General features: G+C 45.8%; 12 protein-coding genes. 9 read left to right on the forward strand and 3 right to left on the reverse strand.

Annotated features, from left to right (window positions below):
* Nucleotides 1-220: 220 nt before the first annotated feature.
* The 3 genes from ACLWBD_RS02530 to ACLWBD_RS02540 are packed head-to-tail and all read right to left on the reverse strand — an operon-like array spanning nucleotide 221 to nucleotide 4,121.
* Nucleotides 221-1,984: a hypothetical protein gene (locus tag ACLWBD_RS02530; RefSeq protein ID WP_413569419.1), complete on the reverse strand. Its 1,764-nt coding sequence runs from the start codon at nucleotides 1,982-1,984 to the stop codon at nucleotides 221-223.
* Between the two features lie 56 nt (nucleotides 1,985-2,040).
* The gene (locus ACLWBD_RS02535; protein WP_413569421.1) at nucleotides 2,041-3,447 is read right to left on the reverse strand and encodes a histidine kinase dimerization/phospho-acceptor domain-containing protein; all 1,407 of its coding nucleotides are present in this window, start codon (nucleotides 3,445-3,447) and stop codon (nucleotides 2,041-2,043) included.
* Nucleotides 3,444-4,121 carry a response regulator transcription factor gene (locus tag ACLWBD_RS02540; RefSeq protein WP_063206294.1) on the reverse strand — a complete coding sequence of 226 codons (678 nt, stop codon included), beginning with the start codon at nucleotides 4,119-4,121 and terminating at the stop codon, nucleotides 3,444-3,446. Before ACLWBD_RS02540 ends, ACLWBD_RS02535 begins: the two co-directional genes overlap by 4 nt.
* Before the next feature lie 122 nt (nucleotides 4,122-4,243).
* On the opposite strand from ACLWBD_RS02540, the gene ACLWBD_RS02545 reads away from it, so the two are divergent.
* From ACLWBD_RS02545 to ACLWBD_RS02585, 9 genes are all read left to right on the forward strand, one after another.
* The gene (locus tag ACLWBD_RS02545; RefSeq protein WP_413569422.1) at nucleotides 4,244-4,645 is read left to right on the forward strand and encodes an HIT family protein; all 402 of its coding nucleotides are present in this window, start codon (nucleotides 4,244-4,246) and stop codon (nucleotides 4,643-4,645) included.
* 5 nt (nucleotides 4,646-4,650) lie between these two features.
* A complete protein-coding gene (locus ACLWBD_RS02550; RefSeq protein WP_413569423.1) occupies nucleotides 4,651-4,893 on the forward strand; it encodes a DUF1653 domain-containing protein in 243 nt (80 codons plus the stop codon).
* Between the two features lie 153 nt (nucleotides 4,894-5,046).
* Entirely contained in the window at nucleotides 5,047-6,402 is a 1,356-nt protein-coding gene (locus tag ACLWBD_RS02555; RefSeq protein WP_413569424.1) for a hypothetical protein, read from the forward strand.
* A gap of 19 nt (nucleotides 6,403-6,421) precedes the next feature.
* On the forward strand, nucleotides 6,422-7,507 hold the full coding sequence (locus ACLWBD_RS02560) for an imelysin family protein (RefSeq protein WP_413569425.1): 1,086 nt from the start codon (nucleotides 6,422-6,424) through the stop codon (nucleotides 7,505-7,507).
* 13 nt (nucleotides 7,508-7,520) lie between these two features.
* Nucleotides 7,521-9,032 carry a di-heme oxidoredictase family protein gene (locus tag ACLWBD_RS02565; protein ID WP_413569426.1) on the forward strand — a complete coding sequence of 504 codons (1,512 nt, stop codon included), beginning with the start codon at nucleotides 7,521-7,523 and terminating at the stop codon, nucleotides 9,030-9,032.
* A gap of 377 nt (nucleotides 9,033-9,409) precedes the next feature.
* A complete protein-coding gene (locus tag ACLWBD_RS02570; RefSeq protein ID WP_063206300.1) occupies nucleotides 9,410-11,155 on the forward strand; it encodes a chemotaxis protein CheA in 1,746 nt (581 codons plus the stop codon).
* Nucleotides 11,152-11,916, forward strand: coding sequence for a chemotaxis protein CheW (locus tag ACLWBD_RS02575; RefSeq protein ID WP_063206301.1), 765 nt, complete (start codon nucleotides 11,152-11,154; stop codon nucleotides 11,914-11,916). The genes ACLWBD_RS02570 and ACLWBD_RS02575 overlap by 4 nt, the downstream gene beginning before the upstream one ends.
* Nucleotides 11,913-13,478 (forward strand): chemotaxis protein CheB, encoded by a 1,566-nt coding sequence (locus ACLWBD_RS02580; RefSeq protein ID WP_063206302.1) that lies wholly within the window; start codon nucleotides 11,913-11,915, stop codon nucleotides 13,476-13,478. The genes ACLWBD_RS02575 and ACLWBD_RS02580 overlap by 4 nt, the downstream gene beginning before the upstream one ends.
* A gap of 10 nt (nucleotides 13,479-13,488) precedes the next feature.
* Entirely contained in the window at nucleotides 13,489-14,868 is a 1,380-nt protein-coding gene (locus tag ACLWBD_RS02585) for an aldehyde dehydrogenase family protein (RefSeq protein ID WP_413569428.1), read from the forward strand.
* Nucleotides 14,869-15,278 lie beyond the last annotated feature (410 nt).

The raw sequence follows: 15,278 nt of genomic DNA on the forward strand, positions 1-15,278 counted from the left end.
ATCGTGGCGCCGGCAAAGGCCCTCTCTTCGGACAAGGGTCCTCAGCCCCTTGCCTTCAGCAAAGCTGTGCTGGATTCGTAAGCTGCGTTCTCCGTCTGTTTCAATTCGTCATAAGATAAATCTTGGAATGAATAAAATTTGAATTTTGTTGTGAGTTCGGAAATGAAGCTGAAGGAATTATCTTCAGCTTCGTTTCGGTATTTTGGCTTACGCTTTTTGGTTAGCGGCTGGATGGGATTATTGTTGAGGTTGTTCCTGTTGTTCCGATCACGCTTCCGGGGAGGGGAGTTAGGATGGAGGTTCCTGTTGTTGTGCCCAGCGAGGTGAGGCCTATGGAGCTTGTTGAGCCTAGGTAGGTTGTGCCGTAGCCGTATTGGATTTGTTGGATTCGGGACATTAAGTTGTACATTTCTTGTTGGAGTGAGGATACGGCTTGGTATTTTTGCAGTGTTTGGGATTGGTACTGTTGTTGGTATTGCATCATGCTTTGATATTGTTGTATCTGCATTTGCATCATTTGTTGTTGATACTGGGATTGCATTTGCAACATTGTTGAATCATAGCCGGTCATTGATCCCATGCCCATCATGGTGCCGTAACCCATCATGTTTCCATAGCCCATCATGGATCCCATTGGGTAGCCACTCATCATTGATCCCATCATGGTACCGTAGCCTCCCATCATGGAACCCATCATGTTTCCCATTCCCATGATTCCACCGACACCCATCATGCTTCCATAGCCACCCATCATATTACCCATTCCCATCATGGATCCCATACCCATCATCGGGTAGCCACTCATGCCGCCGTAGCCGGACAATCCCCACGGGCCCATGCCTCCGTTGAAGATACCGCCGCCCATGGTGTTTCCCATCATGCCTGCGGGATATCCGAAGGCTCCACCCATTCCCATGTTTCCGTAAAGGCTTCCGGTGCCGTAAGCTCCCATCATTCCCATCGGGCCGTTCATGTTTCCGGTTCCTCCCATGCCGCTTCCGCAGCCGAAAGCGCCTTGGCCTGTTCCGCCACCTAGGGCACCGTAAATTCCTGCGGCTAAGTAGGGGAAGCCGTAGCTCCAGCTGGGATAACTTTGTGTGGGCCATCCGATGTTGGAGTTGTATTCCGCCACCATCTTGTTTTGTTGATATCCTGTGTACGTTGCTAGTAATCCCGTTCCGACGTTGGCGATCACGTTCGCCCAATCAGTTTGCGGTTTTTGATATTGATAACCGCCGTTACCTTGTTGCATACATTCAACACAAATGCCGCCTTCGGTTTGTGCGGTCATGCGTTCGCGTTGTTCTTCTAATGCATTTTGTTTGGCGTCTTTTAAATCTTCTTTCGAGCGTTCGATCAGTGATTCTAAACTTTCAATTTCGCGCTGAAGTTTTTGCGATTTGGCGTAAGACTTTCGGTATTCACTCAAACCTTTTTTGCAAGTGTTTGCATCTGAGCGCCCCGCTTCACTGGGTTTGAAGCGCGAGTTCGAACAAATTGAAGCGCTGACGGAGCCGGCCTTACCTGGATCACAATACTGTTTCCATTCAGAAATCGTGAATCCATGCACGGGCGTCATCGCGGTGCCAGGAAGTTGTTCTGAGCCTTGTTGGCCTTGCGCTGAAAACTCGCCTTCTTCTTGCAAGCCTTTGTATTCATAACACTGACGATTGTTTTCAATGTGTTCAAAGACGAACTGGGCATAGTCATCGGAAACCGTTTTTTCAATATCCGCCTTGTGTCTTTCAGATTCGCGATCGGTCTTTTTCTTTTCAGACTTTTTTGTCTTTAGCTGCTTTTGCGCTTCGCTGATCGCAGACTGAATTTCTTTAGTCTCATCATCTTGATTCGTGGCTCCGTTGCCTGCGCGTGTTTGGTATGAGCAGCCTTGCATTCCGCCCCACATGCCCGTGCCCCACATCGATTGGGCCCCAGAGGCGATCGGGCAGGAAATCAAAAGTACTAAACCTAAATTGCGAAGCATAAGACCACCTTGTTCGTGATCTTAGGTTAGCTAACAAGTATGGAGCGAATATGGAGCTAGGACTTCGTGAACGAAAATGAGACTTTGGCACCCAAGACTTTGCCATCTTCAACCTGGTTGGAGGCACGAAGCAGCCCCCCATGCAGTTGAGCAATTTCTTTCATAATGACGGATCCAATCCCGACAGAGATGCGCTTGTTGTCAGATGATTCCGAAACCAAAGTGCGACTGGATTTTTTGTGGCCGAATTCTAAAAGGCCTTTTTCGCTAAAACCGGGACCATCATCGATAAGTTGAAGTTGCAAATCTTTTCCCGATTGAGTCAGCTCAATACGGATTTTAGATTTTGCAAAGGAACTGGAGTTCTCGAAAGCATTACGAAGCATGCGATCAATAAGACGAGGCGCCCCCATCAGTACAAAAGCGTCTCCTGTTTTCTGAAAATCAAATTGCAGCCGAGGACAGCGCTGTCTGAAAACGGTGATTTGTTCTTGAATTCTCTCATCAAAGCGAATTGTCTCGGTACCTAAAGAATATTTCGGTTCTGTGATTTGAGCTAAGAATAATAGGTCCTCAACCAGTTTACCGAAGTACTCAACTTCGGTAAAACTCAAGGATAATACTTCCTGTCGCTTTTCTTCTGAAAGCTGGTGGTTGGCAGTTTGCAAAGTTTCCAGAAAGGATCGCAGCGACGCCAAAGGAGTTCGTAAGTCGTGAGCAAGATCTTGCAACAATTCACGACGCGTGCGATCTGCCTTGCGCAATTGTTCCACCATATTTTCTAAGTCACCCGCCATTTCGTTAAACGCATTCGTCAGTAAGGCCAACTCATCAAACTTGCGTGACGGAAGGCGTGCTGAAAGATTTCCTTCGCGCAAAGAATTAAGTACATCCAAGGCTTCGCGGGAGCGTTCTTGATACTTAGAAAATTGGTAAAGCAATGCGATCCCGATAGAAATAATGATACAAGCGATCAACGCAGTCAAAGTGACGATCGGTCCAATAGGAGGCTTGTCTCGAGGTCCGCCAAACTTGCTTAGAAGGAAGACTCCTTCCTGATTGGTGACGGAAATCACTTCTTGAGGAGGGCCCGGCATGCGCTGAGTTTCAGAGGGGCTCGCGGAAATCGCTAGATCTTTTTTCAAGGCATGCATTTGATCGTCCGTCAGGGCAGACGACAAAACTTTTTTTCCCGTGGTCAAACTCACACCATCTGCATTGATCAGATCATGTTTTTCTAAGCCATTTTTGCGTGAAAATTCATTTAAAAGAGGAAGGGCCTTAAAAGGATCTTTGTCATAAGCATCTAAAAGCGCTCGGTTCATCCCCGCAGGCCGTAAGAACATTCGATCTCGCTCAAAACTAGTCAGAATCCATGATAAGGCAATCGCCACGACCACGAAAACCAAAATAATCGATGCAAAGATCAAAAAGTTTTTACGAAAAAGAGGTTTAGTTATCATACCGCTTTCTCAAGCCGGTATCCTTGTCCATAGACCGAGTTGATTTTAACACCTTTGACTCCGTTTTTAGAAAGCTTCGAGCGGATATGGCTGATGTGTGAATCGACGGTGCGATCATAGATTTCTTCACCGGAAGCCAAACGCTCAATCAGTTGCTCTCTGGTCACAATCGTCTCAGGATGTTCAAAGAAAGTCGTCAGAATTTCAAACTCACGGCGGTTTAAACTAATCAAAGCTTCGCCGTGTTTTAAGACCTGTTGATTTTTGATCAGTGTCACGCCGTTGAAGCGTACTAAATCCAAAGTGGCCTTCATGTCAGAAAGCTGATTGCGGATGCGAAGGGCTAATTCTTTTTGACTGAAAGGCTTGCGAATATAGTCATTCGCTCCTTCCTCAAAACCACGAACCACACTTTCTTCGTCTGTTCTGGCTGTCAAAAAAATCACGGGTGTATTTAATTTTTCTCCACGCAGCCACTGACAGAAATCATAGCCGTTGCCGTCTGGCAGATTGACGTCTAAGAGAAATAAATCTGGCGGCGATGTCACAGAGGCTCTGTTCTTGGCCTCAGTTAAGCTTTGCACCCATTCTACTTTGTAAGATTGAAGTTCCAGTTGAAGTTGGATGGCTTTTCCAAGAATGGGATCGTCTTCTAAAAGAAATATCGTCGTCATAATATTAGCCTACCATGTCAAGAGTGCTTACTCATGATTTTATTCTCTACGGCAACTGTTGAAGAAATGTGGAAGTCTGGTCTAATGTCTCAGTACAGAACAATGGCGACAGGAGATTCGAGATGGCCTCTATTTTCACAAAAATTATTTCTGGTGAACTTCCTTCTTACAAAATTTATGAAGATGATCACGTGCTATCCTTCTTGGCTCTGGACCAAGTGAATTTGGGTCACACACTTGTGATCTGCAAAGAAGAGATCAATCATTGGACCGAAGTTCCTGCAGAAACCTACGCGCACCTGCACAAGATTTCTCAAAAAATCGGTAAGGCCATTCTCAAAGCTTCCGGCTCTCCTCGCGTGGGTCAAATTGTGGCAGGATTTGAAGTGCCTCACTATCACTTGCACCTTATCCCGGCGTGGTCGATTCCAGATCTAGATTTCAAACGAGCGCAACGTCGCTCTGACACTGAAATGAAACAGATCCAAAACGAAATTATCAAACACTTGAATGAAATGAAGTAACCAAGATGGCGGAACAAAACAGTAACGAAAACATTATTCCTGGAGCTATTTACCAACACTACAAAGGCAAACCTTACCGAGTGATCGGCGTCGGTAAACATAGCGAAAGCTTAGAAGATGTGGTTTTGTACGAAGCTCTTTATGAAAATCCGTTGGGACGTTTGTGGTGTCGACCGGCTTCGATGTGGTCCGAAATAGTCGAAGTCGATGGTCAGAAAGTGCCCCGTTTCAAATTCCTATTTAAGTAATAATTTCAGGTTGTTCCACCACCTCCGGTGGGTCTTCTCATTACGTTTTCATTTGAATATCAGGACCTTATCAGTTGGAAACAAAATAGGGTCCCTCTTTTGACCTTTACATGCCGCTTCTCTACAAACGGGCCTCACGGAGAAGCAGTATTCATGAAACGTTTGTTATTAGCTATTTTTACCCTTTCCAGTATCGCTAATGCTCAAGAGCCCACAAGCTCTTCAACAACGACAGAAATCCAGGCCCCGGTATCGGCCCCAACAACAACTCCTATCGAAGAAGAAGACGAAGATGACGAAAGCCGTGAGGCAGCGGTATCGACTTCAACGGCAAATGGAAATGTTGAAAAGGCTTATCCTAAGTTTGAGTTTACGTCGTACGGTTACATCGTTTTCGGCCAACGCGAAACTTTCAAAACAGTACAAAACCTAACACCTATCACACGCCGTGAAATGGACTTGGCAGAGATTGCCTTTGAAGGTGAGTACATTCTTTCTGACAGTTCCAAAATCGAGTTCGAAATTGAAATCGAACACGGTGGTGTAGGAACTGTTGTCGAGTTTGATCCTTTTGAAGAGTTCGGTGAGTTCGAACAAGAAATCGAAAAGGGCGGTGAAGTCGTCCTTCCGGAATTGTACTACAAAAAAACTTGGAAGAAGACGAACACCGCTTTGAAGGTGGGTAAGTTCCCATTGTTCATCGCTTTGGGTTCTGTTCAGACGAAGCCGCATATGTACGCTTCGATCTTGGCTTCCGATCTTGAAGCTCGCATGATTCCATTGAACTGGACAGAAACGGGCGTTCAAGTAGAACAAAAATTTTCTGACTTCACAGCGCGTCTGGGTGTTGTCAGTGGTTTGAACTCTGAGTTCTTCCGTACCTACAACTGGATCGGTGGCGGTTATCAACGTCACTTTGAAACAACAAATGCGGATGACCTTGCTACATTGGCAAGTATCGAGTGGGGAAGTGTTGCTAAAGGAAAGGGTTTTGCTCTTTCTTATTACGCAGGAAACACGACTGGCAACCGCTACAAAGTCGACAAGTTGAAAGAGGATGCGGAAGTGACTCTTTGGACGTTGATGGGCGGTTACAAATTCGGCGGTTTTGGATTTAGCGGTGAAGTGATCGAAGGAACTTTGGAAAACTCCAATTTAGTTTCTGCGGCAAATGCGACTTTGGGTGGTTTGGCAAAACCAAAGGCGTTTGCTCCACTAGGTCACAAAGCTCGCTTAGAGTCTTTGCAAATCTATTACGATTTCGCATCTATCAGACTGACACCGTTCTTGAAATGGGAACACGTGAACACGTTTGAAGAAGTTGAAGGCAACATCAACAAAAACCCTCGTTACGATGTGACTCGCAACTCGGGTGGTTTGATGTGGTTCTTTGACCAAGGGGCCTTCTTGAAAGCTCAGTACGCGACGGAAGTGACTGAACTTGAGGGCCTGCCTGAAACATATCAGGCAAACATTGCATTCGGTTTTGATATAGACAGTTTTAAATAATCAATAAGGAGAAAAGCTCATGAAAGCTTTGAAATTAATGGCTGCAGCTTTGGCCTTCGTAGGCGCAACAGCTCAAGCGGCAACAAACCAAGAGATCATTAATCACGTTTCTTACAATGTGATTCTTGCAACCTACAACGACCTTGCTTCACAAGCGGCAAACTTAAATGCAGCCGTGAACACGTTGGCAGCAAATCCAACAGAAGCCAATCTTGCAAAAGCTCAAGATGCTTGGCGCGCGACTCGTATTCCTTGGGAGAGCTCTGAAGCTTTCTTGTTCGGTCCGGTAGATTCTTTGGGTATCGATCCTCTATTGGATACTTGGCCATTGAACATCTTGGATCTTGATTCTGTTTTGAAATCAAACCGCGCTATCACAACTGATTTCGTACGCGCTTTGGGAACAAATCTTCAAGGTTTCCACACTATCGAATATCTTTTGTTCGGTGATGGTAAATCAGCAAACACAAAACCAGCTTCTGCTTTAACTGCAAAACAGTTCGAGTACTTGAAAGCAACAACAGCGTTGTTGGCTGAACACACTGCTTACTTGGCGCATTCTTGGACTAAAAATTACGATCCGGAAAATCCATCAGCTCCAGGTTACGTTCAAGTTATCAGCAACCCTGGTTTCGACAATCCATTCTACTCTTCTGACAGAGCAGTTATGGAAGAGTTCGTTCAAGGCATGATGGGTATTCTTGATGAAGTTGCTAACGGTAAAATGTCTGACCCAATGGGTGCGGATATCAACTCTGCAAACATGGCATTGGTTGAGTCTCCGTTCTCTTGGAACTCTTTGAATGACTTCACAAACAACATCCGTTCTGTGTACAGCATCTACACTGGTCACTACAGAAGCACTAAAGGCCCGGGCGTAAAAGCTTTGGTTGAAAGAGTGGATGCGGCGTTGGCAGCTCGTGTTGAAGGCGAAATCTTGAACTGCATGCAGTTGATCCAAGCTATCCGTCCTGCGGGTGGTGGTGACTTCGGTCAAGCGATCTTCACTCATGACGGCCGCGCTCGTGCTCAAAAAGCTATCGACGCTTTGAATGCTCTTCACGCAACAATGGAAAACGAAGTTCTTCCAACACTAGACATGTAATTTGGAGATTCCTATGAAAGCCTGGATCCTACTTTCAGCTTTTAATATCTTCGTCGGAGGAGTTGCTTATGCGGCTCCTTCTGTCGATATGGACTATGTTCACGCGGTTAAATCCGGTGGCGACACGACGATCATGATAAAAGGGGAATCCATCCGGGCTTTCCGCAATCCTGCGACGAATCTGACTGAAGAGGAAATCGCACGTCACTTGACGGGCGATGCTCTTTTTGAAAGAAATTTTTCCGACGATGCCAGCCGTTTTGATCACGGTTTGGGCCCAGTATTTAACAATACAAGTTGTAATGCCTGTCACTCCAAAGATGGACGTGGTGCTCTGCCGGTGATTCTTCCCGGGCAAGAGTGGGTGCAACTTCGTCAAAACGAATCTATCTTTTTGCGCATCAGTATCGAGGACGGCATCCAACGTCCTAAAACTGCAGAGAACCACTGGGGTGCTCCGGTTGCGGTTCCCGGTTTTTCCGATCAACTTTTCCACTTAGGCTCTATGGGAGTCCGTAAAGATCTTCCCGGTGCAGGCCAAGCGCAAGTTTGGATGAAGTACGAGAAAAGTACATTCACTTACCCTGATGGCACAGCTGTGCAACTTCGTAAGCCTGTCTTTAAAATCACGGCCGCTTATGATGAATATTTTGACTCCGTGACCGGTGAAACGAAAAGTCGCTTGTATGAAAAAGACGTAAAAACAAGTCCGCGCATGGGAACTCCGATGATCGGCTTGGGACTTCTTGAAGCTATTAAAGAATCAGACATTCTGGCGTTGGCCGCTCGCGATCTTTCCGCTGAAGGCGTGAAGGGCACCGTGAATTGGGTGTTTGATATTGAAAAAGCTATGGCAAACGATCCATATCCAGTGTCGATGGGACGCTTTGGTTTAAAGAACAATACACCCTCAGTTTTGCATCAATCCTTAGGCGCTCTTCGTGGTGACATTGGTGTTACGAATTATGCTTTTCCGATGGAAAGTATTTTCGGTACAGCGCTATTTGAATCCTTTGTTCAAGATCCAACAGTGCCTGCTCCTTTGGAAGCTAGCGATCAAGTCGCTAATGATCTGGTATTTTACTCTCAAACTTTGGCGGTGCCCTCACGTCGTAACGTGACAGAGGCCGAAGTGGTTCGTGGCGCGCAGATCTTTCATCAAGTCAGCTGCACAAGCTGTCACCAGCCTAGCTTTGTGACGGGTCCTCATAAAATCACCGCTTTCAGCAACCAAAAGATCTATCCTTATACCGACATGCTTTTGCATGACATGGGCGAGGGATTGGCTGATGGACGCCAAGACTTCGATGCGAATGGACGCCAATGGAAAACTCGTCCCCTATGGGGCATGGGTCACACACACACTATCAATCCGCGCGCGGGATTCTTACACGACGGTCGTGCTCGTACGGTTGAAGAAGCGATTCTATGGCACGGCGGTGAAGGCGAATACTCGAAAAACAAATTCGTAAATCTTCCCAAAGCGGACCGCTCCGCTTTGATTCAATTTATTCGTTCACTTTAGGAAGTGTTTCATTATGACTGGTTCAGAAAATCTGGACCAGGACGTAGTGGAAGTTTTCAATCTTGTTATAGTACCATCGATATCAAGCTTCTATTGGGGCTGGTAAGGAGGTGGTGCTTATGGTTAATACATGTGACATAACCAAGGCGGAGGTGGCGGTTTCTTAGAAACCCCAGGGCCTTCGCCTAGGATTCGAAAGAATTCTTAAACCTTAGAGCGACTCGAAAGAGTCGCTCTTTCTATTTCTGAGCTTTTCTAGATTATGTTTTATCCGTAACAGTCTTAAAAATATTCTCTGCAATCCTAACTTAAATACTGAATATTCCGATAAATTCCTAAGACTTCACACACTTGCGGAAAGCGGGAATTTTCAATTCATGTCTGACGAAAATAATATTAACGGAAATCCGGGACAGGATGACTCTGTCGTTCTGATCGACTTCGCGCAAGTGGAAGAAGTCTCTCGCGTCTTTTTTGAAGAATCCAAAGAGATTCTTGAAGAACTCGACGCGCAAATCTTAAAGCTGGAAGACGCGCCTTCAGATCAAGATCAGATCAATGTGTTGTTCAGAAAAGTGCATACCATCAAGGGCAGCGTGGGTGCCGTGCCTGGGGGGCAACTACTAGGTTCTTTAGCGCACGAATTTGAAGCTCTTTTAACTCGAATTAAACGCGAAAATCACACCGTCACCAAAGAGTGCATTGATCTATTTCTGAAGAGTTCGCGTATCATGAAAGTTTTAGCTCAGGCCTTGCGGGACAAAAGTGAACTGTATCCCGAAGAACTCAGCGAGGCGATTGAACTTATTGCGAGCTACGGTAGCTTTGACTCACTCAGTGAGGCGGGGACCGCAGTCGCAAAAACTCATAAGTCCCGTCCGACAAGCCAGGGAATGAGTGCTGATGAACAAGGCGTGTGGTTGTCGCTAAATCAATTGAATGAATTTTTGCGCCTTTCCGGAGAACTTTTGGTTCTGAAGAACTTCTTTCAGATGATGAACCAAACGGTGAACTTCCGTTTGCAACCAGAATTGTTTGAAAGACGCCAAGCGGATTTTTCTCAGAACTTGAATAAGATCAGTGATCAGTTTCAGCACCAGGTGCAAAGTGTTCGAAAAGAAAAAGCCAGCGAAAGCTTTAAGTCGTTGCAATTGCTTGTACGTCAGGCCTCGACAGAGCTGAATAAAAACGTTCAGCTGGAAATCCTGGGTGGGGACCTGATGATCGATAAGGGCTTGGGACAAGATCTTTATGAAGCCCTGGTACACATCGCCCGAAACTCTATTGACCACGGTATCGAGGATCAATTTGAGCGGGCTCTTCAAGGCAAATCTCCGATTGGAAACCTAACTCTTGAAATTGAAGAAAAAAATAACACCATTCATCTGTCCTTTAAAGACGATGGTAAGGGTCTGGATAAAGAACGCATTCTTCAACGAGCACTGAAAAATGCTCTGGTCTCTGAAGCTGAAGTTTCGCAGCTTTCGGATGAACAGATATATAAATTTATCTTTCACGCCGGATTTTCGACAAAAGACAAAGTCACGACGATCTCGGGCCGAGGCGTCGGCATGGATATAGTATTTGCCATCGTCGAAAAATATCAAGGAAAGATCCGCATAGAGAATACGCCAGGTCAGGGTGCCTCTTTCCGCCTTGAAATTCCAGTGCCTCAACACATTATGGTGGAAAGTGCGTTACTGTGCTCTTGGAGTGACTTCCGTTTAGCGGTGCCATTGACTTCGGTGGCTCACATCAGTTCTTGTCAAGAACTGCAAATGACGACGGTGAATCATCTGCGTTTCTGTCAGTTCAGTGGATTGACGGTTCCGTTATTAAATTATCACGAGATCTTAAACCATCATGTATCGGCAGCAGAAGATTTGGTTCGTGGTTCCTCGGCCGTATTTATTAGAGTCAAAGAAGGTGTATTCGCTCTTCTGGTTGATCGCATTGAGGCGCAAACGGATCTGGTTGTAAAAGGCTTCGGCAATATCGTCAAAGAACAGAAAGGCTTTAAAGGCGTTTCTATTTTAGCGGACGAAAAAGTTACTTACATTGTCGACCCAGAAAAGATGATTCAATTTTTATTTCAGCTCGAGACTATGCAGGAGGCCGCATGAGTGACTTCTTTAGTGATGACTTTACGGCCGAGCTGAAAGCCTATTTCCTTGATAGCGTCTGCAAAGAGGCCGACAAATTCATTGATTTAACTGATGAGTCGACGTTACGTCGTATTCGTAACGAAGTGGGCGAGCAAACTCGCGCTTGGGCGGTCGACGCGAAAACGAATGAGTTCGTGCATTTTTCTCAATGGTTGGAATTATTTGAAGAGCGCACTCAAAGTTTTAAAGAACCCCGAGAGCTGATCAAATCCCTTAAAACACTGAAGGCCTATGCGGAAGCGTTGATTCAGGAAAAGGCAGATACCGCGGACCATCCCGTGCGCTTTGCACTTTCGGCAGAGCTTCGACAAGACGTTCAGCTTCTTCATTGCCGTTGGGGAAATCAGGACTTCGCGATTCCATTGCTCAATGTCGTCGAGATCAGCAGTCAGATTCCACTGTATCCCTTGCCGGATAAAAAAGACGGCCTTATGGGCGTGATCCCTTTTCGTGGTGAAGCTGTTCCCGTGATCAGCTTTCACGATCACGGCTTTAATCATTCTGAAATTAAAAACACTTTTTATGTTATCTGCGAGCATCAAGGCGTTCGCTTTTCTTTGCAGGTGACTGAAACCGATGACTTGATGAGCTTAAAAGAATCTGAACTGTTGAATGTCGAAAGCCATTCTACGGTTATTCAGACTGCCTTTGTGTCGAAATTTTTTATTAAAGGTAACAAGAGCATCATGATTCTAGATCTTGAAAAACTGGTGGCATGATGAATACACATTATTTGTTTCCTGGAAAATTAGCAGCCTTTAAAGAAGAAACCGTGATTTCAACCTTGCTGGGTTCCTGTGTCGCCGTTGCGATATTTGATCCCACGACAAAAATTGGCGGTTTGAATCACTATCTTTTGCCTGAAGGTCTGCCAGAGGAAAGTCAGAATAGCCGCTATGGCAGCTACGCGATTCCTCAACTCATTGAAGAGTGCGTTCGCTTGGGTGCCAATCGCAGCCGGATGCAGGCTAAAATTTACGGTGGCGGGAACGTCATCAGTGTTTCACAACTTGGCGACGGCATTGGTAAACGCAACATTGAAATCGCTGAGCAACTGATGCGCGAATTCAACATCCCGATCATCGAACGCAATGTCGCCGGTGAAAATGCTCGCACCATTAAAATGAATACTTCCACATTTGAAGTGATTCATAACTCGCCTCGCGACACGGGTTCTGTGGATAAACCTGTGGACGTATCTGGCTTCAGACCCTTGTCTATAGCGAAAAACGTGAAAGTGCTCGTTGTTGATGATTCGGCAACGGTGCGTACTCTTTTCACGAATATATTTACGAAAAGTGGTTTGGAAGTCGTAGGCTCTGCCGCAGATCCTTACCAGGCTCGCGAAATGATTCTTAGTAAGAAGCCTGACGTGATCACCTTAGATATTGAGATGCCGAAGATGTCTGGCGTGATGTTCTTGGAAAAACTGATGAAACATCATCCGATTCCTGTCGTCATGGTTTCTTCATTGGCAAGCACGGGTGAAGCGGCACTGAAATCTTTAGAACTGGGCGCAGTTGAATTCGTTCACAAACCTTCGCAGTTTGATCCCGCTGTTCTAAAAGATCTTGCCGCAATGCTGGTGGATAAGGTGCGGGCAGCAGCCTCGGTGAATGTGTTGAAGAGATTAAAAGAAACTCCGCCCGTTGTTGAAATTAAGACGACAGCGCCTGTAAAAATGAATGTGCGAAAAGCGGCTGAACTAAAAGTTGTTGTTTTGGGTGGCAATGCGGGCAGTGCGGATGCCGTAGAAAAATTTGTGAAAAATTTGGCCGCCGACACACCTCCCGTCGTGGTTGCGTGCAGCACCGTCGCGAATTTCGCGACAGCTTTTATTAGTAAGTTAAAACAAGGTTCGAAAGTGACTCCTATTCTTGCAAAAGACGGAGAGTTTTTAAGAATGGGTCACGTCTATTTTATTCCTGCCGAACATCACGGAAAAATTCAGACCGGTGGAACGGGGCCGGTGCTAAATATCGCCAAGGGCACGCCTGTTTCGTCGCAGCTACCTTCGGCCAATGTTCTTTTCCAATCTGCCGCGCTGTCTTATTCGAAAGGCGTTTATGCGGTTTTATTGGGAGGCTTCGGCGCTGACGGCGTAGATGGTCTTATTGAGGTGCAGAAAAAAGGCGGTGCCACTGTGGTGCAGCACCCAGATGAGGCACAATTCCCGTATGGCCCACAGAAAGCCATTGAATTAGGAGTGGCGGATGAGATACTTAAGGCAGAGATGTTGGCGCATCATCTGATGCAGTATCGAAACCAAAACTTATACTAGGATTCTTTTCTTGGAACTTTCGAACTTTATTGGCGGGGAGTTCATCCCTGCCGAAAGTAAAAACACGTTTTCTAAATTCAATCCCTTTACTGGCGAAGTCTTGGCTCAAGTTTCATCTTCGGATGCAATGGATGTCATTAAAGCTTTACAGATCGCCAAAAAAGCCGCGACAAGTTTCAAAGACAGTTCCTTAGAACAAAGAGCGACTTATCTAAGATCACTTGCGCAGGCTCTTCAAGAGGATGCCGATCACATTGCTTACGAAGAAGCCCTTCATCAGGGGTTACCTCATGCTTTCGTATTAAAGAACAGCGTCGAAGTTTCCATTCGCATCTTGCAAGAGACTGCCGAAAGCCTTTTGCAATCGCAAGATCCTCAAAAGCTTTTTCAGCCCTCAGGCATTGTCGGTATCATCACCGCTTGGAGCTGTTCTTTACGTTTGATCGTAGAAAGACTTGCACCGGCACTCGCGGCAGGCAATGTGGTTCTTGTCAAAGTTTCTGAGCATTCTCCCATCACGGTAAAAGTTTTGGGCGAAGCTTTGCAAAAAGCTCAGATTCCCGCAGGCGTTATCAACCTTTTACAGGGAAATGCTGAGGTCGCGCAAATCATTGCCGGTCACCCCAGCATTCGCGCCGTAACCGCTGCGGGAAAAACTTCTACGTTAGAAGCCATTGCAAAAACGGCTTTGCCGCAGTTCAAAAAATTACAGTTAAGTGGCGGGGCTAAAAATCCATCCGCTATTTTGGCCGACACGGATTATAAGAATCTTCTTCCCGAAATTCTTCGTCCCTTTTTAATGGGGCAAGGACAGATGTGCTGGAATATATCTCGTTTGTTTGTCTTGGAATCGTTTGCTCCTGATTTTTTAGAGGCAGTGAAGAACTATTTTGCTGATCTCAAGCCTCTGAAAGATCCTCGCGGCAATGAATCCTGGACACCCTTGATTTCACAGAATTCTGTTTCAGGCATCGATGAAAAAATTAAATTTGGCGTTTCAGAGCACGGTAAAGTTTTTGTGGGCGGAAAAGCCGAAGGCGCGGGCTATTTTTACAAACCCACGGTGATGTTGGATCTTCCTAATTGCAGCATCTTACAACAGGATGAACTGCATGGACCTCTTTTGTTGATCACGCCGGTGAAATATCAGCATGAAATTCAAAAGTGGGCCAACACTTCTTATGTCGCTCACTCCTCAGTGGTGTGGGGACCCGCGGAAAAAGTGATGAAGGTTGCTGCGGCTTTAGACACGGCCCATGTTTGGGTGAATTCTTGGATGAATGGTGAAACTACCACGATCTTCGGGCACAAACAGTCGAGCTTTGGCAATCTCGACATGTCTTGGAATGGTTCTTTTTATTCGGATGTAAAAAAATTGGCGGGGACCTAACGTCGTCAAGACTCTGACGAAATCAGGTGTTGGAAAATTGACAAGCCCTTTAGTTTAAAATGTGGGTTTTGTTGCGCGTTTTCACTTCGCATTGAGTACAGAATGCTTCTTCTGTGATCTCACCTGTGGATCGGTCTGCGATGTGTTTTAGTTCAAGTACAGTGCCGCAAAGTATGCAATTGTTTTGGGAAATTATAAACTCACGATGTTTTGGAGAGTCTGTTTTTTCAAAATAATTGATCTTGCTGTATTCCATGTTGTCTCGTCCTTCGAGTTCTTCGCTTACGTGCTGGCAAAGGCTCCATCCTGGAGCAAAACTCATTCACTGCAAAACCTGTTCACAGGCCAACGTCCGGACATCGGACGCTCGTTAGCTTCCATTCACTTCTTGTCCGGCCTCCATTTTGGAT

It is taken from the genome of Bdellovibrio sp. HCB117, assembly GCF_047305915.1.
Taxonomy (GTDB): Bacteria; Bdellovibrionota; Bdellovibrionia; order Bdellovibrionales; family Bdellovibrionaceae; genus Bdellovibrio; species Bdellovibrio bacteriovorus_B.